Source organism: Micrococcus sp. CH7 (genome assembly GCF_001595485.1).
In the GTDB taxonomy this organism is placed as follows: Bacteria; Actinomycetota; Actinomycetes; order Actinomycetales; family Micrococcaceae; genus Micrococcus; species Micrococcus luteus.
This window is the reverse complement of record NZ_LOSQ01000004.1, coordinates 55176-79138: the sequence shown is the minus strand read 5'-3', so window position 1 is coordinate 79138 and position 23963 is coordinate 55176. Positions and strand designations below refer to the sequence as shown.

General features: G+C 74.6%; 18 protein-coding genes and 1 tRNA gene. 9 read left to right on the top strand and 10 right to left on the bottom strand.

All coding sequences use genetic code 11. The annotated features are described in order from the left end of the window. Nucleotides 1-7 precede the first annotated feature (7 nt). A complete protein-coding gene (locus AUV08_RS01695) occupies nucleotides 8-2137 on the top strand; it encodes an ATP-dependent DNA helicase UvrD2 (RefSeq protein ID WP_041105123.1) in 2130 nt (709 codons plus the stop codon). A 42-nt stretch (nucleotides 2138-2179) separates the two neighbouring features. Here the strand turns inward: AUV08_RS01695 and AUV08_RS01690 are convergent, their stop codons facing one another. Next, entirely contained in the window at nucleotides 2180-2908 is a 729-nt protein-coding gene (locus AUV08_RS01690; protein WP_041105125.1) for a ThiF family adenylyltransferase, read from the bottom strand. 97 nt (nucleotides 2909-3005) lie between these two features. Between AUV08_RS01690 and AUV08_RS01685 the strand changes: the two genes are divergently transcribed. Further along, entirely contained in the window at nucleotides 3006-3677 is a 672-nt protein-coding gene (locus AUV08_RS01685) for a M48 family metallopeptidase (protein ID WP_041105127.1), read from the top strand. 64 nt (nucleotides 3678-3741) lie between these two features. On the opposite strand, the gene AUV08_RS01680 is transcribed toward AUV08_RS01685, so the two are convergent. Then, a complete protein-coding gene (locus AUV08_RS01680) occupies nucleotides 3742-5142 on the bottom strand; it encodes a zinc-dependent metalloprotease (protein WP_041105129.1) in 1401 nt (466 codons plus the stop codon). A 196-nt stretch (nucleotides 5143-5338) separates the two neighbouring features. Here AUV08_RS01680 and AUV08_RS01675 point away from each other — a divergent pair, with 196 nt between their 5' ends. The 3 genes from AUV08_RS01675 to AUV08_RS01665 all read left to right on the top strand — a co-directional run bounded on the left by AUV08_RS01675 (nucleotide 5339) and on the right by AUV08_RS01665 (nucleotide 9912). After that, on the top strand, nucleotides 5339-6409 hold the full coding sequence (locus AUV08_RS01675) for a PDZ domain-containing protein (RefSeq protein WP_230594532.1): 1071 nt from the start codon (nucleotides 5339-5341) through the stop codon (nucleotides 6407-6409). Between the two features lie 110 nt (nucleotides 6410-6519). Beyond that, a complete protein-coding gene (locus AUV08_RS01670; RefSeq protein WP_061867014.1) occupies nucleotides 6520-9663 on the top strand; it encodes a UPF0182 family protein in 3144 nt (1047 codons plus the stop codon). Between the two features lie 175 nt (nucleotides 9664-9838). Next, nucleotides 9839-9912 (top strand) — tRNA-Met (locus AUV08_RS01665). 133 nt (nucleotides 9913-10045) lie between these two features. On the opposite strand, the gene AUV08_RS01660 is transcribed toward AUV08_RS01665, so the two are convergent. The 3 genes from AUV08_RS01660 to AUV08_RS01650 all read right to left on the bottom strand — a co-directional run bounded on the left by AUV08_RS01660 (nucleotide 10046) and on the right by AUV08_RS01650 (nucleotide 14693). Then, complete coding sequence (locus AUV08_RS01660; RefSeq protein ID WP_036341163.1) at nucleotides 10046-11446, bottom strand: sodium/glutamate symporter; 1401 nt, start codon at nucleotides 11444-11446, stop codon at nucleotides 10046-10048. Nucleotides 11447-11625: 179 nt separating this feature from the next. Next, nucleotides 11626-12444 (bottom strand): PspA/IM30 family protein, encoded by an 819-nt coding sequence (locus AUV08_RS01655; RefSeq protein ID WP_002854906.1) that lies wholly within the window; start codon nucleotides 12442-12444, stop codon nucleotides 11626-11628. Nucleotides 12445-12560: 116 nt separating this feature from the next. After that, the gene (locus AUV08_RS01650; protein ID WP_036314365.1) at nucleotides 12561-14693 is read right to left on the bottom strand and encodes a TPM domain-containing protein; all 2133 of its coding nucleotides are present in this window, start codon (nucleotides 14691-14693) and stop codon (nucleotides 12561-12563) included. Between the two features lie 258 nt (nucleotides 14694-14951). On the opposite strand from AUV08_RS01650, the gene AUV08_RS01645 reads away from it, so the two are divergent. After that, on the top strand, nucleotides 14952-16232 hold the full coding sequence (locus AUV08_RS01645) for a S1C family serine protease (RefSeq protein ID WP_061867013.1): 1281 nt from the start codon (nucleotides 14952-14954) through the stop codon (nucleotides 16230-16232). Continuing rightward, on the top strand, nucleotides 16229-17008 hold the full coding sequence (locus tag AUV08_RS01640; RefSeq protein WP_061867174.1) for a PIG-L deacetylase family protein: 780 nt from the start codon (nucleotides 16229-16231) through the stop codon (nucleotides 17006-17008). The genes AUV08_RS01645 and AUV08_RS01640 overlap by 4 nt, the downstream gene beginning before the upstream one ends. A 63-nt stretch (nucleotides 17009-17071) precedes the next feature. Here the strand turns inward: AUV08_RS01640 and AUV08_RS01635 are convergent, their stop codons facing one another. From AUV08_RS01635 to folP, 5 genes are read right to left on the bottom strand one after another with little or no spacing between them, the layout of a single operon-like run. Further along, complete coding sequence (locus tag AUV08_RS01635) at nucleotides 17072-18502, bottom strand: anti-sigma factor domain-containing protein (RefSeq protein WP_061867012.1); 1431 nt, start codon at nucleotides 18500-18502, stop codon at nucleotides 17072-17074. 7 nt (nucleotides 18503-18509) lie between these two features. After that, nucleotides 18510-19070, bottom strand: coding sequence for a tRNA (cytidine(34)-2'-O)-methyltransferase (locus AUV08_RS01630; RefSeq protein ID WP_061867011.1), 561 nt, complete (start codon nucleotides 19068-19070; stop codon nucleotides 18510-18512). 40 nt (nucleotides 19071-19110) lie between these two features. Further along, nucleotides 19111-20064, bottom strand: coding sequence for a J domain-containing protein (locus tag AUV08_RS01625; RefSeq protein WP_061867010.1), 954 nt, complete (start codon nucleotides 20062-20064; stop codon nucleotides 19111-19113). Beyond that, complete coding sequence (locus AUV08_RS01620; protein WP_061867009.1) at nucleotides 20061-20852, bottom strand: dihydrofolate reductase family protein; 792 nt, start codon at nucleotides 20850-20852, stop codon at nucleotides 20061-20063. Before AUV08_RS01620 ends, AUV08_RS01625 begins: the two co-directional genes overlap by 4 nt. Further along, a complete protein-coding gene (gene folP / locus AUV08_RS01615; protein WP_061867008.1) occupies nucleotides 20849-21841 on the bottom strand; it encodes a dihydropteroate synthase in 993 nt (330 codons plus the stop codon). The genes AUV08_RS01620 and folP overlap by 4 nt, the downstream gene beginning before the upstream one ends. A gap of 65 nt (nucleotides 21842-21906) precedes the next feature. Between folP and AUV08_RS01610 the strand changes: the two genes are divergently transcribed. Further along, nucleotides 21907-23265, top strand: coding sequence for a TrkH family potassium uptake protein (locus AUV08_RS01610; RefSeq protein ID WP_166437547.1), 1359 nt, complete (start codon nucleotides 21907-21909; stop codon nucleotides 23263-23265). After that, nucleotides 23258-23947, top strand: a complete 690-nt coding sequence (locus tag AUV08_RS01605) for a TrkA family potassium uptake protein (protein WP_061867007.1) — start codon at nucleotides 23258-23260, stop codon at nucleotides 23945-23947. Before AUV08_RS01610 ends, AUV08_RS01605 begins: the two co-directional genes overlap by 8 nt. Nucleotides 23948-23963 lie beyond the last annotated feature (16 nt).

Sequence of the window (23963 nt, the reverse complement as noted above, 5' to 3'; positions counted from 1 at the left end):
GTCCCGCATGAGCACTCCCGACGAGATCCTCCGCGGCCTCGACCCGGAGCAGCGCCGGGCCGCCACGGCCCTGCACGGGCCCGTCTGCATCCTGGCCGGCGCCGGCACCGGCAAGACCCGCGCCATCACGCACCGCATCGCCTACGGCGTGGCCTCCGGCGTCTTCGACCCGCACCGCACCCTCGCCCTGACCTTCACGGCGCGCGCCGCCGCGGAGATGCGCACCCGCCTGCGCGACCTCGGCGTGGCCGGCGTCCAGGCCCGCACGTTCCACTCGGCGGCCCTGCGCCAGCTGCAGTACTTCTGGCCCCAGGCCGTGGGCGGGCCCATGCCCTCGCTGATCGAGAACAAGGTGCGCCTGCTCACGGAGGTCGCCCAGCGCATGCGCATGACCGTGGACCGGGCCGGCCTGCGCGACCTCGCCGGCGAGATCGAATGGGCCAAGGTCTCCCTGCACGCCCCCGAGGGCTACGCCGAGGCCGCGAAGGAGCGGGAGATGCCCGCCGGCTGGACCGCCACCACCGTCGCCCGTCTCTACACCGGCTACGAGGAGGCCAAGACAGCCCGGAACATGATCGACTTCGAGGACGTGCTGCTGATCCTCGTGGGGATCCTGTCCACCGAGCCGCAGATCGCGGCCACGATCCGGGACCAGTACCGCGTGTTCGTGGTGGACGAGTACCAGGACGTCTCGCCGCTGCAGCACCGCCTGCTCGACCTCTGGCTCGGCGACCGCGGCGACCTGTGCGTCGTCGGCGACGCCTCTCAGACGATCTACTCGTTCACGGGCGCGACCTCCCGCTTCCTCACCGACTTCCGTGAGCGGTATCCCGCGGCCACGGTGGTCCGTCTCGTGCGTGACTACCGGTCCAGCCCGCAGATCGTGGAGGCGGCCAACCGCCTGCTGGCGGACCGCACCAAGGCGGGGGAGCGGGACCGCACGATGCCGCGCTGGCCCGACCCCCTCGAGCTCGTCTCCCAGCGGCCGGCCGGCCCCGACCTCGTGTTCGCGGAGTGCACCGACGACGAGGCCGAGGCCGGCTGGGTCGCAGACCGGATCGCGGCGCTGATCGACGACGGCGTGCCGGCCTCCGAGATCGCCGTCCTGTTCCGCACCAACGGCCAGTCCCAGGCCTTCGAGACGGCGCTGTCCTCGGCGGGCATCGGCTACCAGCTGCGCGGCGGCGAGCGGTTCTTCTCCCGGCGCGAGGTGCGCGACGGCATCCTGCAGCTGCGGGCCGCCGCCCGCGCCGCCCAGGACCTGACGGGCGACGACGTCACGGACCGGGTGCGGGACGTGCTCTCCTCGCTCGGCTACTCCGCCGAACCGCCGGCGGCCTCCGGCGCGGCCCGTGAACGGTGGGAGTCCCTGCACGCCCTCGTCAACCTCGCCGACCAGCTCGCCACGACGCGCGGGGCCGAGTTCACGTTGACCGAGCTCGTGGCCGAGCTCGACGAGCGTGCCCAGCACCAGCACGCGCCGACGGTGCAGGGCATCACCCTGGCCTCGCTGCACTCGGCCAAGGGCCTCGAGTGGGACGCGGTGTTCCTCGTGGGCCTGTCCGAGGGGCTCATGCCGATCTCCTTCGCGGAGACCCAGGCCGAGGTGGACGAGGAACGGCGCCTGCTCTACGTGGGCATCACGCGTGCCCGCCAGCACCTGTCGCTGACGTGGACGCTCTCGCGGGGCACGGGCGGGCGCTCCACCCGGCGGCCCTCCCGGTTCCTGTGGGCCATCGACCCGACCCTCGGCGGCACCCGCGAGCACGCCCCGGCCCGTGGTTCCGCGGCGGGCCCGACGGCGCCGCGGCGCCGGGGCGCGAAGGTCGCCGTGTGCCGCACGTGCGGCAAGCCCCTCGAGACGGGAGCCGAGCGCAAGGTCGGCCGCTGCCTGGACTGCCCCGCCACCTACGACGAGGCGGTGCTCGAGGAGCTGCGCGACTGGCGCACCCGCACGGCCGCCGAGATGCGGATGCCCGCGTTCGTGGTGTTCACGGACGCCACCCTCGTGGCCATCGCCGAGGCCATGCCGAAGACCCCGGCAGAGCTGCTGAAGGTGCCCGGCCTCGGCAAGTCCAAGCTGGAGAAGCACGGACCGGAGCTGCTCGAGCTGCTGCACGGCACCCCGGCGGCCTGAGCCGCGGACCCGCGCTCCGTTCCGCCGGCGGCGCCGACCCCCTCAGAACGCCCAGCCGAGCGCGTCCGGGTCGCAGGCACAGCCGGGCCGGGGGCGGACCCGCACCCGGCGCGTGCGTCCCGTCACCCGATCGGCCCGCAGCACGCCGGGGGCCGGTCCGGCCCGCAGCGCGTCCACGGTCAGCACGGCGGCCCGCAGCGCCGCGAGCCCGTCCACCTGTCCCCGGTGCGCCGACGGGCCGGGCGCCGTCGGGGCATCGGGGACGCCCGTCGGATCCGCGGGCCATCGGCACAGCGGGCACCCGCGCACCCCGGGGGCGCACCACGGTCCGACCGTGACCGCCTTCGGTCCCACCGTGACCGGCAGCAGCGGGTGGTCGGCGGCCAGGGCCTGCGCGGCCAGGTCCGCGTCGAGCACGGACCCCACCGCCACCGTCGCCTGCCCCACGAGCACCGGCACCGGGCCGTGGTGCGCGTAGAGGCGCAGCCCGGGGGCCACGTCGCCCAGCCGGCGCTCGAGCGCACCCGCCCGGGGCCGACCGAGGTCCCCGGGCAGCAGGCCGGTCCCCAGGTCCGCGGCGTCGACGGGCCGCGGATCCCACAGGGCCAGGCGCAGCGCCCCGGCCCCCGCCAGGGCGTGGGCGATCGCCGCGCCCACCGCGTCGAGGCCCGCCACATGGACGTCGGTCGGCGGGGCCCACACCCCCGGCTCCGGCGCTGACGCGGCGGTGTCATGAGGGACGGTGGTGACGGTCTCGGCGACGGTGCGCACGGCTCTCCTCTCGGCTCGGTGCCTCCCACCCTGCCAGGGCGCCCCCGGACCGCGCCGGATTGTCCACAGCCTGCGGCCCATGCCGGAGAATGGCCCGATGCGCCCTGTCCCGCCCGCCCCCGGCCGCCCTCCGCGTGCCGTCCCGGCCGCCCACCGCGGTCCCGCCCGCGAGAGCACCGACCTGGACTGGGAGGGCACGCCCGTGCGGCTCGTGCGCTCCACGGCCCGCACCCGCACCGTCTCGGCGGCGTGGCGCGACGGCCGCCTGCAGGTCAACGTCCCGGCCCGTCTCTCGGCCGCGCAGGAGCGCGAGTGGATCGGCCGGATGGTCGCGAAGGTGGGCGCACGCGGTGGGACGGGGCAGCCCGCGGCCGACCCGGACGGCCGCCCCGCCGACGCCCGCTCCGACGACGCGCTCCTGGCCTGGGCGGGACGGCTCTCGGCGGCACACCTGGGCGGGCGGGCCCGTCCGGTCTCGGTCACGTGGTCGGCCCGGCAGCGCCGCCGCTGGGGCTCGTGCACGCCGGGGCGCGGCACCATCCGGCTCTCGACGCAGCTGCGCGGCATGCCGGACTGGGTGGTGGCGGCGGTGCTCGTCCACGAGCTGGCCCACCTGCTGGAGTCCGGACACGGCCCGGCCTTCCGACGCCTCGTGGACCGGTACCCGCGCTACGCCGAGGCGATGGCCTTCCTCGACGGGGTCACCTTCGCCGAGGGCCGCGGTCGCACGGCGCCGGACCGGTGGGCGGAGGACGAGGACGCGGGTTGACACGACGGCGGGCGGCCCGCACCCGAGGTGCCGGGCCGCCCGCGGCCGTCGTGCCGAAAGGGGCTCAGCCCTCGCGCGGCGCGTCGCCGAAGCCGCCCTCGAGGAGCTTGCGCAGCTCGTCGTCGAGGGACTCGGTGCTGGCGTCCGCGGCGGAGCGGCGCCCGGTGTACCCGGCGGGGTCCTCGAGGTCCTCCGCCGTGGGCTGACGCTCGGGATGGCGCCAGATCTCCTCGCGATACTCCGTGCCGTGCTCGGCCGTGACGTGCTCCCAGAACGCGGCGGCCTCGCGCAGGCGGCGCGGGCGCAGCTCGAGGCCCACGAGGGCGGCGAAGGCCTGTTCGGCCGGGCCACCCGAGGCGCGGCGGCGGTTCATGGTCTCGCGCAGGGCGGCCGCCGACTCGAGCGGGCGCGCGGCCTCGGCGACCACCACGTCCACCCAGCCCTCCACGAGGGCGACGAGCAGCTCCAGCTGGTCCAGCGCGGCCTGCTGGGTGGCGTCCGGGGCGGCGATGAAGGACGCCCCGTCGAACACGGCCTGCAGGGAACCGGGGTCCATCGGGTCCACCGACTGCGCGGCCCGCTCGATGCCCTCGGTGTCCAGGCGGATGCCCGCGGCGTACTGCTCGACGGCGGCGTACAGGTCCCGCTCGAGCCACGGCGAGTGCAGGAACAGGCGCATGCGTGCGGCCTCACGCAGGGCCAGGTAGATGCGGATCTGGTCGTCCGGCACCGAGAGCCCGTCGCCGAACTCCTCGATGTTCACGGGGACGAGGGCGAGACGGTGGCCGGCGACGGGCAGGCCGATGTCCGTGCCCGAGAGCACCTCCTTGCCCAGGGCGCCCACGGCGCCCCCGAGCTGCAGGCCGAACATCGTGCCGCCCATGTTCTTCAGCATGGGCTGCAGCCCGCCGAGCAGGGAGGCGTCCATGCCCTCGGGGAGCTGACCCGGCAGCTGCTGCTCGATGGCCGCGGACATCGCACGGGACATCGAGATGGCCACGGGCTCGGTGAGCCGGCGCCACTGGTCCATGGTCGCCTCCACCCACTCGGCACGGGACCAGGCCACGCCGACGCTGCCGACGGGCTCGGTCTGCGTGACGCCGTCGAGCCACAGCTCGGCCAGCCGCAGCGCCTCGTCCACCTCGCGTCGCGCGAACGAGCCGACGGCCGGGTCCTCGCCGGCCACGGCCTGGCGGGCGGCCTGCTTCGCCAGAGACCAGTTCACGGGGCCGTCCGAGCCGGAGCCGGAGCTCATCATCGCCTGGAACTGGGCCATGGCCTGCTGCATCATGGCCGGATTCAGCTGGGACGGGTCGAAGGGCACCCCGCCGGGGCCGCCCAGGCCCTCCATGGCGCGTCGGACTTCGTCCGGGTCGGGGCCCTGGCCGCCGAAGAGCTGCCGCAGCATCTCCTCCAGGGGGTCGCGGCCGTCGTCGGATCCGGGCGTGCGCGCGTCGTTGCTCATGTCTCCAGCGTATCCGCGTCGGCGCGACGCGCCCGCCCTCCCGACGTCGCGGCGGCGCGGTTCGCCCATGGCGCACGGCGTCGCGCGGGGCAGGCGGGGGTCGCGGCCCCGCGTAGACTGGTGTGACCGTCGCCGCGCGGCCCGTGCCCGGCGGCGAGGACGGCCCGATCAGGACCCCCAGGAAAGACGGTGTCGCGTGCGCGCAGTGCCCTCGAGGACCACCCGCGCCGCCCGCGTGCCCTTCTCCGGATGGCTCGCCCTGGGCAGCGCCGGGCTGGCACTGCTGGCCCCCACCCCCTACATCCTCGAGGGCCCCGGCCCCGCCGTGGACCTGCTGGGCGAACGCGAGGGTCGACCCGTGCTGCGCGTCGAGGGCGGCGAGGCGGACCCGGGTGAGGGGACCCTGCACATGACCACCGTGATGGTCGGGGGTCCTCCCATCGGCACCACCTCCCTGCTCGATCTCGGCCGCGGCCTGACGGACCCCGCCGTGGACGTGGCCCCGCGCGAGCTGATGTATCCCACCGGCGTCACCTCCGACGAGGTCGGCGAGGCCAATTCGGCGGCCATGTCGGACTCCCAGCAGACCGCGACCGCCGCGGCCCTGCACGAGCTCGGCCGGGAGGTGCCCCAGCGGCTCGTCGTGCAGCAGCTCGTGTCCGGCGGGCCCGCCGAGGGTGTCCTGCGGGCCGGGGACGAGGTGATCGCCGCCGAGGGACGGCCCGTGGCCGACCTGGAGGCCGTGCGCGCCGCCGTCGGGGCCGCGGGGCCCGACCCGGTCACGCTGACGGTCCGCCGCGACGGCGTGGAGCAGGACCTCGAGGTGCCGGTGGCGGCCGCCCCCGAGGGCGCGCCCCAGCCGTGGCAGATGGGGGCCCTGATCGAGACCGCCTACGACGTCCCGGTGGACGTCGAGCTGACCGTGCCGGACATCGGCGGGCCCTCGGCGGGTCTGATGTTCGCGCTCACCGTGATCGAGCGGCTGACCCCGGGCGCGATGACGGGGGGCGCCCCGATCGCGGGAACGGGCACGATCTCGGGGGACGGCGTCGTGGGTCCCATCGGCGGGATCCCGCAGAAGGTGCGCGGCGCCGCCGAGGCGGGGGCCACGACGTTCCTCGCCCCCACGGCGAACTGCGAGGAGCTGGCCGGCCGTGTGCCCGAGGGTCTGACGGTGTACCCCGTGGACACGCTGGGCCAGGCCCGCGACATCGTCGAGGCGGTGGCCCGGGGGGAGAGCCCGGCCGCCGCCCGGACGTGCGGCTGAGCCGACGCACACCAGGACCACCAGACCACCAGACCGGACGACATGTCCGGGGCGCAGCGCCCCGGACCGGAGCAGAGCCCCGCGGACGCGGGAGGGAAGAGGACAGAGCAGTGAGCTTCGGACAGGGAGGCGGCGGACCGTTCGGCGGCCCGCCCCGTGACGGCGGCGGGACCGCCGGGGGCCAGTCCGGCCCGTTCGGGGCGTTCGGCCCCTTCGGCGGCGCCCCGCGCGGCCCGGGCGACGACGGCGACCGCGGTCCTGGTGGCCCGTTCGGCGGGGGCGGGTCCTCCGCCGCGCGCGGCAGGGGCCGGCCGGGCCGGCCGAGCGCGCTCGTGCTGACCATCATCGCGGTGGCCGTGCTCGTGGGGCTGTTCGTGGTGTTCACGAACGTCTACACGGACGTGCTGTGGTTCTCGCAGCTGGGCTTCACCGAGGTCTTCTGGACCGAGGTCGTCGCCAAGGCCGCGCTGTTCCTGATCGCCGGGCTCGGGATGGCCCTCGCCGTGTGGCTGGCGATCCGCACGGCCTGGCGCCACCGCCCCGCGGACGCGTCCGCGGCCGCGCGGGACTCGCTCAGCCAGGCCCAGCGCCAGCTGGAGCCCATCCGGCGCCTGGTGTTCCTGGGTGTCCCGCTCGTGCTCGGCGTGTTCGCCGGCTCCACCGCGATGAACGGGTGGAACACGGTCCTGCTGTTCCTGAACCAGGTGCCCTACGGCCAGGCGGACCCGGAGTTCGGCCTGGACCTCATGTTCTTCATGGCCACCCTGCCGTTCCTGACGCTCGTGGTCGGGTACCTGATCTCGGTGGTCCTGGTCTCCGGCATCACCGGTCTTCTGGTGCACTACCTGTACGGCGCGGTGCGCGTGGAGGAGGGCGGCGGCGTGCGGATCACCCCGGCGGCGCGCGCCCACATCGGCATCACCCTGGCCGTGTTCCTGCTGCTGCAGGGCGTCAACTTCTGGCTCAACCGCTACCGCACCACGCAGTCGCAGACCGGCAACTGGGCCGGCGCGCTCTACACGGACGTGAACGCGGTCATCCCGACGTCGGCGATCCTGGCGGTCACGGCCGTGATCGTGGCCGGCCTGTTCGTGTGGACGGTGGTCTCGGGCCGGTGGCGGCTGTCGCTGATCGGCACCGCGGTCCTGGTCATCACGGCGCTCGTGGTGGGCACGGCGTACCCCTTCATCGTGCAGGAGTATCAGGTGAAGCCGTCCGAGCGCACGCTCGAATCCCAGTACATCGAGCGGAACATCGCCATGACGCGCGAGGCGTACGGCCTGGACGACGTCGAGGTGACGAACTATGAGGGCGCCACGGACACCGAGGCCGGGGCCCTGGCGGGCGAGGAGGCCAACACGGCCAACGTCCGTCTCATGGACCCGAACCTGATCTCCCAGACCTTCGGGCAGCTCCAGCAGTTCCGTCCGTACTACGCGTTCCCCACCACCCTGCACGTGGACCGCTACGAGGTGGACGGCCAGACGCGGGACACCATTCTGGCGGCCCGTGACGTCAACGTGGACGACTCCCAGTCGTGGGTGAACCGCCACACCATCTACACGCACGGCTACGGCATGGTCGTGGCCGACGCCTCCGAGGTCGCGGCCGGCGGCCGGCCCCAGTGGCTGCTCTCCGAGATCCCCACGCGCGGGCCGCTGGCCTCCGACCAGGACTACGAGCCGCGCATCTACTTCGGGCACAACTCGCCCTCGTACTCGGTGGTGGGTGCGCCCGAGGGCGCGCCGGCCGTCGAACGCGACCGGCCGCAGACGGCCGACTCCCAGGAGGACACGGCGTACACCTTCTCCGGCGACGGCGGCCCCTCGGTGGGCAACCTCTTCAACCGGCTCGCGTACGCGGTGAAGTTCGGCTCGCCCGAGCTCGTGCTGTCCTCGGACGTGAACGAGGCCTCGCAGATCCTCTACGATCGCGACCCGGCCGAGCGCGTCCGCAAGGTCGCGCCCTACCTGACGGTGGACACCGCCCCCTACCCGGCGATCGTCGACGGCCGCGTGCAGTGGATCGTGGACGCCTACACGACCTCGGACCAGTTCCCGTACTCCACCGCCCAGCAGCTGGGCGAGGTCACGGTGGACTCCCTGAGCCAGGGCCAGAACCCGGCGCTCCAGGGCCGGGTGAACTACATCCGCAACTCGGTGAAGGCGACGGTGGACGCGTACGACGGCTCGGTGTCTCTCTACGCGTGGGACGACCAGGATCCGCTGCTGCAGGCCTGGCAGAACGTCTACCCGTCCTCGCTGCGCCCGTACTCGGAGATGAGCGCCGGACTCCTGGACCACGTCCGCTACCCGGAGGACATGTTCAAGGTCCAGCGCGAGCTGCTCGGCCGCTACCACGTGACCGACGCGGACGACTTCTACGAGAACAACGACGCGTGGTCCGTGCCGTCGGACCCCACGCGCGAGGAGGACGTCAAGCAGCCGCCGTACTACATGACGCTGCAGATGCCCGGCCAGGACGAGCCGGCGTTCTCCCTCACCAGCAGCTACATACCGCAGATCACGGACGGTGCCCAGCAGCGCAACGTGCTCTACGGGTTCCTCTCCGCCGCCGGCGACGCCGGCACGGGGGAGGACGGCGTGAAGGCCGAGGGCTACGGGCAGCTCCGACTGCTCGAGCTGCCGCGGTCCACCACGGTGCCCGGCCCTGGCCAGGCGCAGGCGAACTTCGACTCGAACGCGGACGTCTCGCGGGAGCTGAACCTGTTGCGCCAGGGCGCGTCCGAGGTGCTCAACGGCAACATGATCACCCTGCCGGTGGCCGGCGGCATCCTCTACGTCCAGCCGGTGTACGTCCGCTCCTCGGGCGGCACCACCTACCCGACGCTGCGCAAGGTGCTCGTCTCGTTCGGCGACAAGGTCGGCTTCGCGGACACCCTCCAGGAGGCCCTGGACCAGGTGTTCGACGGCGACTCGGGCGCGGTCACCCCGGAGGAGAACCAGGCGGAGGCGCCCGCCCCGGGCGAGGAGCCGTCGGCTCCGGGCACGGTCGAGGAGGAGCTCTCGGCGGCCCTCGAGGAGGCGCAGGACGCCCTGACCCAGGGCCAGGAGCGTCTGGCCGAGGGCGACTGGGCCGGCTACGGCGAGCAGCAGAAGCGTCTCAACGAGGCCCTGAAGCGTGCCACCGCCGCCGACGACGCCCTGGGCGGCGACGCGCCTGCCCAGGACCAGGCCCCGGCCGAGGCGAGCCCCGCGCCGTCGTCGAGCCCCAGCCCGACGCCGAGCGGCTGACGGGCGTCGGCGGGCCGGGCCCGCCGGACCGTCGACGACGGCCCCGGCCACGCACCGCGCGTGGTCGGGGCCGCTGTCGTCTCGGGGCAGATGGCCGCCGCATGGCCGCCGGATGGCGGGGTGCTGACGCTGATTTGAACTCGACGGGACAGGTGTGTATAGTTCTAGAAGTCGCCGCGGGGTGGAGCAGTTCGGTAGCTCGCCGGGCTCATAACCCGGAGGTCGCAGGTTCAAATCCTGCCCCCGCAACGAGAAGGAGAAGGCCCCCAGCATCTGCTGGGGGCCTTCTCGCATGTCCGGACCCGGTCGCCCCGGCCCGCCGGCACGGTGCTGGCGGGCGAGCCGACCGCCCTCGGGCGATCAACGCGGGGGAGCGGGAGCGTCAGCGGCTCGAGGCCCGGACCGCCTGCTGGGCCGGGGTGCGGCGGCCCGGGTCGGTGCGGCGCAGCCAGACGGCAGCGATGATCGCGATGACCGCGATGGCGCCCCAGATGCCGACGACGGCCCAGGACAGGCCCGCGAGGAGCAGCAGCGGCACGAAGGACACGGCCGCGATCTCCACGGGCACCACCGGGATGTAGGCCACGCCGAACTGCTCCATGGTCCCGGACTTCAGCTTCGGGTCCACGATGCGCAGCATGGCCACGCCCGTGGCGACGGCGCCGGTGGCCCAGCCCCACGTGAACAGCTGCTTCTCGAACCACGCGTCGGTCATGACGCGCGGCGCCACGACGATCCCCAGGAACAGGGCCAGCGCGAGGCCGATCACGAACAGGAGCAGCAGCGGCTGCCAGTAGTCCACGACCACGGTCGGGGCGATCGCGGCGATGCCACAGACGATGAGGATGTCCGTGGCGGTGCCGGACACCGAGTTCAGCGAGCCCGGGTCGAGGAACTTCGCCGTCTTCGTGGCCTGGAACAGGACGCGGGCGATCAGGCCGAGGAGGAACGCGATCGCGAACGCGGGGATGATCAGCTGGGGACCGTCCTCACCCACGACGCTCGGCCACACGGCCGTGATCCAGGAGACCACGCCGTGCGCGGCCGCCGCGATCATCGCGACCACGCCGACCTGGAAGGCCAGCGACTCCACCGAGGCCGCCGAGAAGGTGTGCCGGCCGATGACCGGGCGTTCCTCCACCTGGTTCAGCACCCCGGTGCGCAGCTCCTCCGGGATGGAGGTCAGGCCCGCGAACTCCCGCGCGTGGCCGCGCTGCGCGCCGATCTTGGCCTGGATGATGCCACCCACCACGCCGACGATCATGCCGACGGTGGCCGAGGTGTAGGCCAGCGAGGTGACGGTCGCATCACCGTTGGCCGCGTACGCCTGGCCCACGGCGGCCGCGGAGCCGAAGCCTCCCGCCCAGCCGGCGAACAGCAGGGCGGCGAACGAGTCGGGCGCGTCGAACAGCGGCTGCAGGAGGACCAGCGTGACGAGGGCGCCGATGGCCACCTGGGAGGAGTAGATCAGCACGCCGTAGGACGCGAACGCGCCCACGGGGCGGCCGATCTTGCGGACGTCGAAGTCGTCGGTGAGCGCGATGCACACGAACACGATGACGATCAGGATCGAGCCGTACGTGCCCAGCTGGGAGCTGAACGGCAGCCAGCCCAGGCCGTTCGGGCCGAGGGCCAGGCCCAGGATGCCCGCGATGACGGAGGCCGGGATCATCAGGGTCTGGAGGGGCGTGATGACGGCACGGGCCAGCGTGCCCACGGCCAGGAGCGCGCCGATGAGGCCGGCGTCGACCAGCACGGACCAGGCCGTGAACTGCTCTTGCATGGGGTTCTTCCTCTGTGCGGGGACGGGGGTGTCCCACGGAGCGTGCCGAGGGACCCCGGGACAGTACCAAAGGAGCGCGGGGGCCGGGGCGCGTCCGGGAGGAGCACCGGGCCGGGGCGCACGAGGACGGCCCGCCGCGCCGGCGTGGGCCGGGCGACGGGCCGTGGGGAGGGGCGGGGTCAGCCGCGCGCGGTGCCGGTCTCCTCGGCGGTCCCCTCGGCCGCGTAGTCGAGGGTCAGGGTCTCATCGGCGTCGACGTCGCCCGAGGTGAGGGCGGCCTGGCCGGCGCCGCCGGCCTTGAGGGCGGCGAGGCGGGCCTCCACCTCGGTCTTCTCGCCGAGGTCCTCGAGGGACTCGAACTGGGCGTCGAGGGAGGAGGCGGCGATCTCCTGCTGGCCGCGCACGCGGGCCTCCTCGCGACGGACCTTCTCTTCGAAGCGGGAGACCTCGGAGGTCGGGTCCAGCAGGTCGATCGACTTCACGGCGTCGGCCACCGCGGACTGGGCGTGGGCGGACTTGGCGCGGGCGGTCAGCTCGTCGCGCTTGGCGACCAGCTGCTGACGCTTGACCTTCATCTGGTCCAGACCGGTCTTCAGGCGCTCCACGATCTCGCGCTGCGAGGCGATGGTCGGCTCCGCGGACTTCGCCTGGCGCTCGAAGTCCATCTGGCGCTCGATGGCCACCTTGGCGAGGTTGTCGAACTTGTCCGCCGAGGCGGTGTCGCCCTTGGTGCGGAAGTCGTCGGCCTTCTGGGAGGCGGCCAGCGCCTTCTGGCCCCAGCTGCGGGACGCGTCCTGGTCCTCGCGGTAGTCGTCCTCGATCATCCGCAGGTTGCCGATCGTCTGGGCGACGGCGGCCTCGGCCTCCGCGATGTTGTTCGTGTAGTCGCGGACCATCTGGTCCAGCATCTTCTGGGGGTCCTCGGCCTTGTCCAGCATCGCGTTGATGTTGGCCTTCGCCAGCGTGCTGATGCGGCCGAAGATGGACTGCTTGACCATGGTGTCTGCCTTTCGTCGGTCTTTCACGTCAGCGCAGACCGTCGGCCTGCGTCCACCCCGTCCCGCGCGTGCGGGCCGGGCCGGCGCCCGGGGCGCCGGAGTTCATGGGGCGGCGGTCAGAAGCCGCCGCCGGAGATGTCGCCGAACCCGCCGAAGTCGCCGCCGCCGAGGCCGCCGCCGTCGAACCCGCCGAAGCCACCGCCGCCCCAGCTGCCGCTGTTCAGGATCGAGTTCATCAGGATGCCGCCGAGCAGTGCGCCGCCGAGGCCGCCGCCGAAGCTGCCGCCCACTCCGGCGCGCGGGCGTGCACCGTACATGCCGCCCACCATGCCGGGGCCGTAGCCGAAGCCCTCGACGTCCGCGCGGGCCAGCTCGCTCGCGCGCTCGGCCAGCTGGGAGGCGCGCTGCGCCTGCTGGAGGGCGGCCACGGGGTCGGTGCGGCCGAGGCTGATCGCCGAACGCAGCGTGTGGTCGGCCTCCGCGAGCCGGGTCCGGGCCTCCGAGCCCACCGCACCGCGCCGGGCGCCGATGAAGTCGGCCGTGCCGTCGATCTGCGCCTGGGCCTGGGCGATCGTGGAGGTGAGCACCTGGGAGGCCTGGCGCGCCTGCTCCCGAGCGTCGCGGACGCCGGCCAGCGGGGTGTTGAGCTGGCGGTGCGCGGCCTCGAGCTGGTGCAGCAGCTCCAGGGGGTCCGGGCGGCCGGCCGCGAGGGCTCGGCGCACCGCGTTCACGGCGTTCTTCATCCCCGCCACCGGGCCGGCCAGCTCGGGGTTCGACCCGTTGGCCACGAGCGCCTCGGCCTCGGCGACGTCCTGCTCGGACTGGGCGAGGCCCGTCTGCAGGTTGCCCAGCATGGCCCGCAGGGACCCCTCGGCCTTGCCCACCGCCTCCGTGAGCGTGTCCACCTGGCTGAGCGCCTCCTCGGCGGCACGCACGGCCAGCGCCGCCGTGGAGCGGTCCTGGGCGTCCCACGCGCTCCGCGACTTCGCGACGGCGGTCTCCACGAACTCCAGCCGCTCCCGGGCCTGCGCCGCGTTGTCCGCGACCTCGGCGAGGGCGGACTCCGCGTACTGGCCGTGCAGCGCGGCGATCGCCGACTCGGACTCCTGCACCCGGGACCGCGCCTCGGGCAGGCGGGCATCGACGCGCTCGAGGGCCTCGGGCACCTGGTTCTCGAGGTCGCGCAGGGAGTCGAACTCCTCCTTGTGCGCCGCGAGGGCCGCGCCCACGGCCTCGCTGCGCTGGATGATCTCCTTGAGCCAGGCGCGCTGCTCGGCCTCGGTGTCCGGGATCTCGTCGTCGAGCTGGTGCTGAAGCTGGAACGAGGCCCGCATGTGCTCCTTGGCCTGGTCGATGTCCTCGCGGAACGTCGCCACGGACTTCTCCCCGTAGGACGCCTCAGCGAAGCCCAGCTCCTGCTCCGAGGAACGGATGGCGTCGTCCGCCGCCACGAGCTTGGAGCCCGCCTGAGTGCGCAGCTGCTCCACGCTGAGCTCGTCGAGGGGGTCGCGGCGGACCTCCTCCGTGCGGCCCCGTTCGACCGCGCCGCCCTGCGTGCGCTTCCGGCTGCGGGCCACGAGCACGCCGCCGCCCACGGCCGCGGCCACCGCGCCCGCGCCGAGCACCGCCGTCAGGGCCCCGCCGCCGGAGGCGCCCTGGGCCGTGCTCCCGCCGCCGGTGGTGCCGGCCGGCAGGGCACCGGCCGGATCGTACTCGGCCCCGCTGGCCCCCCTGCCGTCGAGCGTGCCGTCGGCGGCGTCGTCGAGCCCCTGCACCGCAGCGGTGCCCGCCGCGAGCCAGTCCGCCGAGCCGGGGTCCGTGCCGATCCTGGACAGCTCCGGACCCACGTAGGTGCGCGTCACCTGGTTCTGCAGGTTCGCGTCCCCGCCGCTGTCCAGCCCATAGGCGCGGTCCTCGACCGCGATCGCCAGGACCGAGTCGTTCGTTCCGAGCCCGCGCTGGCGCGCCACGTCCTGGGCCAGCGTCTGGGCGTCCGTGCTGAACTCATCCACGTAGACGACGTACAGCCCCTGCCCGGTGTCCCGGCGCAGGTCCTGGATCTCCTGGGTCAGCCGCTGCTCATCGGAGGTCGAGAGCACCCCGGCCTCGTCCACCACGTACACGCCCGGCGGCACCGTCACGGCGTGCGCGGCGGGTGCCGCCACCAGGAGGCCCAGGCCTCCCAGACCCGCGGCGGTCACGGCGCGCGCCAGACGGCCGACGTCGGCGGGGCGGGCGGGCACGGTCATGCGGGGTCTCCTTCGACGACGGAGGCGAGCCGCCGCACCGGGCGGACCCGCCGGATCCTGGGGTTGAGTGTAAGGCGGCGTGGGAAGCGGACACCAGAGATCCGGCGCGGCCGGGACCGTGGGAGGAGCGGACGTTCGGCCGACCTCTAGGCGGCGTTCAGTCATGCACGCTAGCGTGGACGTGCCCCGGGGCGCGCGTCCGCAAGACGACGGGCGTCCGTGTCGACCGCCCGGGGCCCGACCCGAAGCGAGGACCCCGTGGACCAGACCGCCGCCCCCACCCAGCCCCCCGTGCCGACGGCCCGCACCGTCGCGCGTCCCCGGCCCCAGTCCCGCGCCCGTGCCGGGGCGGGCCTGCTCGCCGCGGCCGTGCTCATGGTGGGGCTCTCCGGTTGCGCGGTCGCGGAGGACGGCGGCGAGGCCGCGTCCGAGGCCGCGAGCTCCTCGTCCTCGCAGGCGACGGACACCTCGGCCGAGGCCGGGGGACAGCCCGTGGCGGACACCGCCGTGGGGGACGCCGCGAGGACCGCGCTGCCCTCCGTGGTGACCATCTCCGCGACGTCGAGCTCCGCCTCCGGTTCCGGGTCCGGGTCGATCCTGGACACGGAGGGGCACATCCTCACGAACACCCACGTGGTCACCCTCGGCGGCCAGGCCAACGACGCCGAGCTGACGGTGCGCACCTCGGACGGGGAGGTCTACGCTGCCACCGTCGTGGGCACCGACCCGCTGTCCGACCTGGCCGTCATCAAGATCGACGCCCCGGACCTCACCCCCATCCAGATCGGCCGGTCCGGGGATTTGAAGGTCGGGGACGAGGCCGTCGCCATCGGCGCCCCCCTGGGCCTGCCGAACACCGTGACCGACGGGATCATCTCCACCCTGGACCGGACCATCGCGGTGGCGTCCTCCGAGGCGCCCGAGCCGCAGGGCGAGAGCTCCGGCTCGTCCTCCGGCTCCGACCAGTACCGTTTCCAGCTGCCGGGCACCCCGCAGGGCACCCGGGGCGAGGTGTACATCAACGTGCTGCAGACCGACGCGGCCATCAACCCCGGCAACTCCGGAGGCGCGCTCGTCGACGCCGAGGGTCGCCTGGTGGGCGTGAACGTCGCGATCGCCTCGGCCGGCCAGGACCCGAGCGAGGCGGGCAACATCGGGGTCGGCTTCGCCATCCCCGTGGACTACGCCCAGCGGGTCGCGCAGGACCTGATCGACCACGGCAAGGCCACGCATGCCATGCTCGGCGTGAGCGTCACCCCGGAGCCCGCCGAGGTGCAGGGCGGCGGCGAGAACGCTCAGACCGTGTTCAGCGACGGCGCCCGCGTCCAGCAGGTCGTGGGAGGGTCGGCGGCCGACGCGGCCGGGCTGAAGGAGGGCGACGTGATCACCGCCGTCGGCGACCGCGCGGTGATCGACTCCGAGTCCCTCACCGCCGTCGTCCGCGAGTACCGCGTGGGAGACTCGGTGGACGTCACCTACCTCCGCGACGGCGCGGAGCAGAAGACCGAGGTGACGTTCACGGAGGACACCCAATCCTGACCACCACACTCACCACCCCCGCTGAGCTCGCCGCCCACCACGGCTGGCGCCGGGTCTTGGCCGTCGGCGCCCATCCGGACGACCTCGACTTCGGGGCCGCCGCCACCCTGGCCGGATTCAGCGCGGCCGGGCTGCACATCGAGCTGTGCATCGTGACGGACGGGGACGCCGGCGGCTTCGACTCGGAGGGTGCCGAGGCGATGACCGCCCGCCGGCACGCCGAACAGCGCGCGGCCGCCGCCGTCGTCGGTGCCGCCGAGGTCCACTTCCTCGGCGAGCGCGACGGACACCTCGAGCCGGACCACGGCGTGCGCCGCAAGCTCGTGGCCCTGATGCGCCGCGTCCGCCCGGACGTCGTCCTCAGCACTCACCCCGAGCGGGACTGGGAGCGGATGCAGGCCGCACACCCGGACCACCTCGCCTGCGGCGAGGCCGTGGTGCGCGCCGCGTACCCGGCGGTCGAGAACCCGTACGCGTACCCGGAGCTCGCGGCGGAGGGGCTGGAGGCGTTCAAGATCCGGAACCTGCTGCTGTACGCCGCCCCCGCCGCACGCCGGAACACGGTCGTGGACGTCACGGGCCTGGCGGAGCAGAAGCTGCGCGCCCTCGACGCCCACCTCTCCCAGCACCCGGACGTCGACGCGATGCGGCGGCACGTGCTCGCCCAGATGGCCGAGCACCACCGGCACGCCGCCGGCCCGGCCGCCGGGCCGGGCCACGCCGAGGCGTTCCACCTGGTCACGGTCAACGGCCCGGGCACCATCGCCGGGTTCTGAACCGTGCCCGCAGGGGAGGGCCGACGACGGGACGCGTCGTCGGCCCTCCCCCTGCGGGACCTCTCAGTTGGTGCTCGGTCGCCCGCCGTAGCGCGGGCCGGTCTGCGCGGTGGGGTCGAGGTCCACGCCGACGACGGGCTCCGACGTCGGCACCTCCGAGCCCGAGCTGGGCTCCACGGAGATGCCCATCGCCGCGAAGCGGTCCAGCCCCCGGAAGGTGATGGGCTCGCCGAAGCCGTTGGCGTCGTACGTGCCGAGGGAGGCCGGGGCCGTGCCGTCCGAGGGGTAGAGCCACAGCTGGTAGGACTGACCCTCCGGCAGCTGGGGCATCCCGCTGATCGTCAGGTAGCCGCTGTTCTGCTCCCGGGACAGGAACGCCTGGACCGTGCCGCCGTCCTGGGCCGGGTACTCCGAGGTCGTGAACAGGTCCTTCGACTGGTCGATGCGGTGCACGATGCCCGGTCGCGTGAACTGGCTCCACACCGTCCACCCGCCGATGCCGAGCACGAGGGCCGCGAGCAGCAGGAGGGCGGTCACCTTGAGCCAGCGCAGGCGGTCCCGCGGCGGGCCGGCGGGGGTGGACTCGTCGCCGATCAGGTCCATGCCCACGTCCTGGGCGGGCAGGCGACGCAGGACCTCGTCGAGCAGGGCCGACGGCGGCTCGGCCGTCACGGACCGGAACGCCCAGGCCACCGCCTGGCGCGCCCCGTCCACCCGGGAGCGCCACCGGGCCAGCTCGCCGCCCCGCCGCTGCACGGCGGAGAAGGCCGCGGTGTGCCCGGCCGTGTCGAGGGCGTGCACAGCCGAGAGGTCGGCCAGCTCGAGTGCGCGGCCGGCGTCCACGTCCTCGCGCACGTCCGCGCCGAGGGCCGGGCCGGTCGCCGGGGCCGGCGCGGACGGCCGGGCGGCGTCCTGGGTGATGTCGCGGCGGGCCGCGACGACCTGCCGGACGCCGTCGCGCAGGAGGGTGCGGGCCCGGTCGGCCGGCAGATCCAGCCGATCGGCGACCTCCCGGTCGGTGCAGCCGCCCAGCCAGGCCAGCCGCACGGCCTCGAACGCGTCCGGGTCCACCCGGTCCATGAGGTCCTCCGGCAGCGCGGCGGGGCCGGCCGGGCCGGGACGACGCCCACGTTCCGCCGCGGAGCCGCCGGCGCGGCGCAGCGAGGTCATCACGCGGTGGGCGAGGACCTCGAGCCACGTGAACACCTGGCGTTCGCGGTGGGTCGCGTCGTCCTGCTCGCTCAGGTCGAGGCCGGCCTCGGACGCCTCCTCCCATGCCGTCAGGTAGGTGCGGACCGTGGCCGCGGCGGCGTCGTCGCCGGGGCCGAACATCGCTTCGGCCAGGCCGTGCACCCACGGGACCGTGGCGTCGTAGAACGCGGAGAACGCGGCCCGGTCACCCTCGGCGCTGCGGCGCAGGAGGGTGTCCAGGGCGGGCTGGCCGGCGTCATCGGGGCGGTCGACGTGGGGCTCGGGCGCGTCAGGAGTCTGCATGGTGGCCTCAGTCTAGGGAATCGGGACGGGCCGCGGACCCGGCGAAGTCGTGCTGGCGCCAGGCCTCGTACACGGCGATGGAGACGGCGTTCGCCAGGTTCAGGGACCGACGGGCCGGCTGCATGGGCAGGCCGACGGTCTCGGTGACCCGCGGATCGGCCAGCACCTCCTCGGGCAGGCCGGTGGACTCGCGGCCGAAGAGCAGCACGTCGCCGGGCCGGTAGGCGACCCGGTCGTGCCGCACGGACCCGCGCGCGGTGAAGGCCAGCACACGGGCGGGGGCGAGGGCCGCGAGGGCCGCGTCGAGGTCCGGGTGCACCGTCACCACCGCGAGGTCGTGGTAGTCCAGACCGGCGCGGCGCAGGTGGGCGTCCTCGAACCCGAAGCCCAGCGGCTCCACGAGGTGCAGCTCGGCCCCCGTGAGGGCGGCGAGCCGGATCGCGTTGCCGGTGTTGCCGGGGATCTCCGGGGTGAGCAGCAGGATCCGGAAGCCGGGGGTGCCGGGCGCCGGGGCGCGGTCGGCGCCCTCGTGCGGGTTCGGGCGGGGTGGGGTGGGGGAGTCGGGCACGCGCCCAGCCTAGTGGGGCGCCGCCGGGCGGGGACGTGCCTCAGTGGAGCCGGCCGACCAGCGCGCCGAGCGCGCGCCGGTCCACGAGATCCGGGTCCGTGCCGGTGCCCAGGAAGAGCGCGACCTCGCGCGCGAACGCGATCCCGGGCGCGGGCGGGGCGGTGAGCAGGTCGGCCTGCGCCTCCGGTGCGTCGGCGCCGCGCGTGTGGCGGATCACGGGTGCGTGCCGCGCGTCGCGGTCCGTCATCACGTGCACGAATCCGCCGACGGTGACTTGGGGCAGGGCCTGCTGCCACGCCATCATCGCGGGGCCGAGCAGCGGCGGGGCCACGGGACGGCCCCGGGAGCGCAGGTCCGCCCCGTCCCAGGTGTAGGTCCCTTCCGGGACCATGACGGAGCCGATCAGCGCCAGGCGATGGCCGCACAGCACCGCGTGGTCCACGTCGAGGTGCCGTCCCCAGCGCCCGCCCAGCCGCAGCCCGGTCAGGACCCGGGCGGCCGGCAGCGCGTCCGCCACGTGGCGCAGCAGCACGTCGAGGGTGCGGGCCTGCCGCAGCACCCGGTGCTCGTCCGGCAGGATCCCGCGCGGCCGCGGCGCCCCGTGGACGCGTTGGCTCGATCGCGGCAGGTCCAGCACGGTCGGGTCCGTCTCCGCCTCGCCGGGCGGGGGCTCGTAGCGCACGGGGCGGGCGGCACGTCCGCCGGGTCCGGACCGTCCCGACGGTCTCGCCCGCCCTGATCCGGCCGTCGCGTGGGGGCCGCGGGCACCGACGTCCGGGTCGGGCAGCGAGAGGTCGTACCGGCGCCGGGCCTCGGCGTCGCCGAGCAGGTCCCACGCCCGCGTCACGGCCCGGAAGGCGGCGGGGTCGCCACCGACGTCGGGGTGCGCGGCCCGGGCCGCGCGGCGGTAGGCCCGCCGGACCTCCTCGGCGGTCGCGTCGCGGGGCACGCCCAGGACCTCGTAGGCGGTGCGGTGCTCCTCGGCCGCGCTCACGGCGTGGCGTCCGGGCCGGGGGAGGCGCGCCGCTCGTGGTGCAGGCGCAGGAACAGCATGCCGTCGTCGTGGAGCACCTGGACCAGCTGCAGCCGGGCGGGGAAGCCGGGGCCGTCCTCGCCTGTCAGGACGCGGCCGGCGGCGGGTCCGGCCAGCAGCGGCGCCACGGTGAGGTGCACCTCGTCCACGAGGCCGGCCGCCGCGAGGCTGCCGAACAGGCGCGGTCCGCCCTCGCAGTGGACGACGCGGGCGCCGCGCGCGTGCAGGGTCGCCACCACGGTCTGGGGGTCCACGTGCTCCTCGCCGACCGCCAGCACGTCCGCGCGCGCGGCCAGCGCCGCCGCCCGCTCCGGCTCGGCCGCGAGGGCAGCCCGGGACGTGAGGATCCAGGGGCGGACCGGGGCGGCCGTGAAGAACGCGGACTCCGGGTCCAGGTCCAGGCTGCCGCTGACCACGGCCACGGGCGGGTCGGCAGGCCGGTCGGCCGCCGCGCGTCGACGCCGGTCCTCCTCGGAGAGGAGCGGTCCCTCGTAGCCTTCGGCGCGGATGGTCCCGGCCCCCACGAGGACGACGTCGGCGTCGTGCCGGGACAGGGACAGCAGCCGCTGATCGGCGGGGGAGCCGAGCCCGCCGGCACGGCCGTCCAGGGTGGCCGCGCCGTCGGCGGAGGCGATGAACACGACGCGGACCCAGGGTCCGGGGCCGGTGTCCTCGGCCGGGGGCGCGGCGAGGGCGGCGCGGAGGGCGTCGTCGTCCAGCTCGGGGCCGGTCTCGGTCAGCCGTCTCATGCCCGCCCCCCGCGGTGGGCGCGGTGTCCGGCCAGGGTGCTGCGGTCCGGCGGCGGGTTCTCCGCGCCCATGTTGTGGACCAGGCGCGCCGGCTGACGCCACCCGAACACGCACTCGAGCATGCGGGCCGCCGAGACGGAGGCGTCGGCGTCGTGCATGCGCAGGATCCGGGCGCCGCCGTACACGCAGGCCGCAGCCGCGGCCAGCGAGCCGGGCAGGCGCTCGTGCCGGTGCCGGTCCAGGCTCTCGCCGATGAAGTCCTTGTTCGAGACCGCGGCCAGCACGGGCAGCCCCAGGGCGGCGATCTCGTCCAGCCGCCGCGTGATCTCGAGGGTGTGCCGGGTGTTCTTGTTCAGATCGTGGCCGGGGTCCACGACGATCCTCTCCTCGGGGACGCCGAGCGCCACGGCCCGGTCGACGGTGCGCCGCAGGTGGTCGCGGACCTCCGTGACGACGTCGCCATAGGTCGGCCGGGGGACCACGGCCCGGGGTCCGCGCACGTGGGCGAGGGAGTGGGTGACCACGAGGTGCGCGCCCGCGGCGGCCACCACCCGGCCCAGGTCCGCGTGGAACAGCCCCGTGGTGTCGTTGACGACGTCCGCCCCCGCGGCCAGGGCCGCCTCGGCCACGGCCGGCTGGAACGTGTCCGCCGAGAGGATCAGCCGGCGTGACGCCTCGGACGACCCGGCCCCGTCCCCGCTCCGCAGGGCCGCGATCAGGGGGACCACCCGCGCCGCCTCCTCGGCCGGGTCGAGCTCCGCCCCGGGCGCGAACGGCACGCCGCCGACGTCGACCCACTCGGCTCCGGCGTCCGCCGCGGCGTGGGCCTGGGCGAGGGCGTCCTCGAGGACGGCGCCGGCGCCGTCGTCATAGAAGGAGTCCGGGGTGCGGTTGACCACGGCCATCGTGACGATCCGGCGGCGGAAGTCGATCTCGTGGTGGGCGAACCGGTGCACCGGGTGGACGAGCGGGACGGAGGGGGTCGGCACCCGGCCATTCAACCACCGGCGCCGCACGGTGACAGTGCGCCCCGGAAGGACTATGTTTCCCTCCCGTGACATTTACCTCGTCGCCGCGGGTCGGCCCGCGCCGGCCCCGCATCCGTCCGACCCAGCTCGTGGTCGGGTCCTTCCTCGTCGCCATCGTGACGGGCACCGGCGCACTGCTGCTGCCCGCCTCGTATCAGGGCCGCGCGCCCACCCCGCTGGAGGCCGCGTTCACGGCGACCAGCGCCACCACGGTGACGGGCCTCGGCGTCGTGGACACCCAGACGTTCTGGACACCCCTGGGTCAGCTCGTGATCCTCACGCTCATCAAGCTCGGTGGCCTGGGCGTCATGACGTTCACGTCGCTGCTGGGGCTGGTGATCCTCCGGCGGCTCGGCCTCACCCAGCGCCTCGACGCCGCGGCCTCCACCCGGGCCGAGGGGATCGGGGACCTGCCCCGGGTGCTGCGGGCCCTGATCCTGTACTCCACGGCCGTCGAGGCCTCGGTGGCGCTGCTGCTGAGCCTGCGCTTCTGGCTGGGCGCGGGAATGTCCCCGGGCCAGGCACTGTGGCAGGGGGTCTTCCACGCGGTCTCCGCATTCAACAACGCCGGGTTCGCGCTGTTCAGCGACAACCTCATGGGCTTCGTCTCGGACCCGTTCATCTGCCTGCCGATCGCGGCGGCGATCATCTTGGGCGGCCTGGGCCTGCCGGTCGTGCTGACCCTGCGGCGAGACCTGCGCCGACCCGAGCGGTGGAACCTCACGGTCCGGCTCGTGCTCGTGGGCACCGCGGTGCTGCTGGTGGGCGGCACGCTCATGTACCTCGTCCTCGAGTGGTCCAACCCGCGGACCCTGGGCGGTCTGGACCCGGCCTCGCGCGTGCTCGCGGCGTTCTTCCAGTCCGTCACGACCCGCACCGCCGGCTTCAACACCCTGGACTACGGGCAGATGCACCCCGTGACGCTCTTCGCCACCGACGTGCTCATGTTCATCGGCGGCGGCCCCGCCGGCACCGCCTCGGGCGTGAAGATCACGACGGCGAGCGTCCTGCTGTTCATCGTGCTCGCGGAGATCCGGGGGGAGGGCGCCGTCCATGCGTTCGGCCGCCGGCTCTCCCGGACCACGCACCGCGAGGCGATCACCGTGATCATGCTCTCCGCGACCGCGATCGCCGTCGCCACGATGGCGCTCATGGGCCTGTCCTCGTTCACGACCGACCAGATCCTGTTCGAGTGCGTGTCCGCGTTCGGCACGGTGGGCCTGTCCACCGGCATCACCGCCCAGCTGCCGCCGGCCGCGCAGGGCATCCTGATGCTCCTCATGTTCGTCGGCCGCATCGGCCCCGCCACCGTCGCCGGCAGCCTGGCCCTGACCGACCGCACCCGCCACTTCGAGTACCCGAAGGAGAGGCCCCTCATTGGCTGATCTCACCCGTTCCCTGTTCGCCCCCCGCCGGGGCGACCGCCCCACCGTGGCCGTCCTCGGGCTCGGCCGGTTCGGCTCCGGGGTCGCCCGCGAGCTCATGGAGTCCGACTGCCACGTGCTGGGGGTCGACGCCGATGCCGAGGCCGTCCAGGCGCTCAACGGCCGGCTGACCCACGTCGTCCGCGCGGACAGCACGGACGAGGAGGCGATGCGCCAGCTCTCGGTCCACGAGATGGACCACGTCGTCGTCGCCATCGGCGGCGACCTCGCCGACTCGATCCTCACCGTCTCGCTGATGCGGCGGTTCGGGACGCACCAGCTCTGGGCCAAGGCCAATGACGACCGCCACGGCGAGATCCTGCGTCAGCTCGGCGTGGAGCACGTGGTCCACCCGGAGCGGGACATGGGCCGCCGCGTGGCGCACCTGGTCAGCACGTCCTTCCAGGACTTCGTCGAGGTCGAGCCGGGCCTGGCCATGGTCCGGGCCGCGCCGCCGTCGCGCCTGCTGGGCAGGGACCTGCGAGCCACCGGGCTCGCGGGGGAGCGGGGCATGCGCGTGGTCGCGGTCCGCAGCCGCGGCACGTGGCTCTACCCGCCGAGTCACTACGTGCTCGAGCCCGAGGACACGATCCTCCTGGTGGGCCCGACCCGCGACGTCGAGCGGTTCCTCGCCCGGGACTGAGCCGGGGCACATCCGG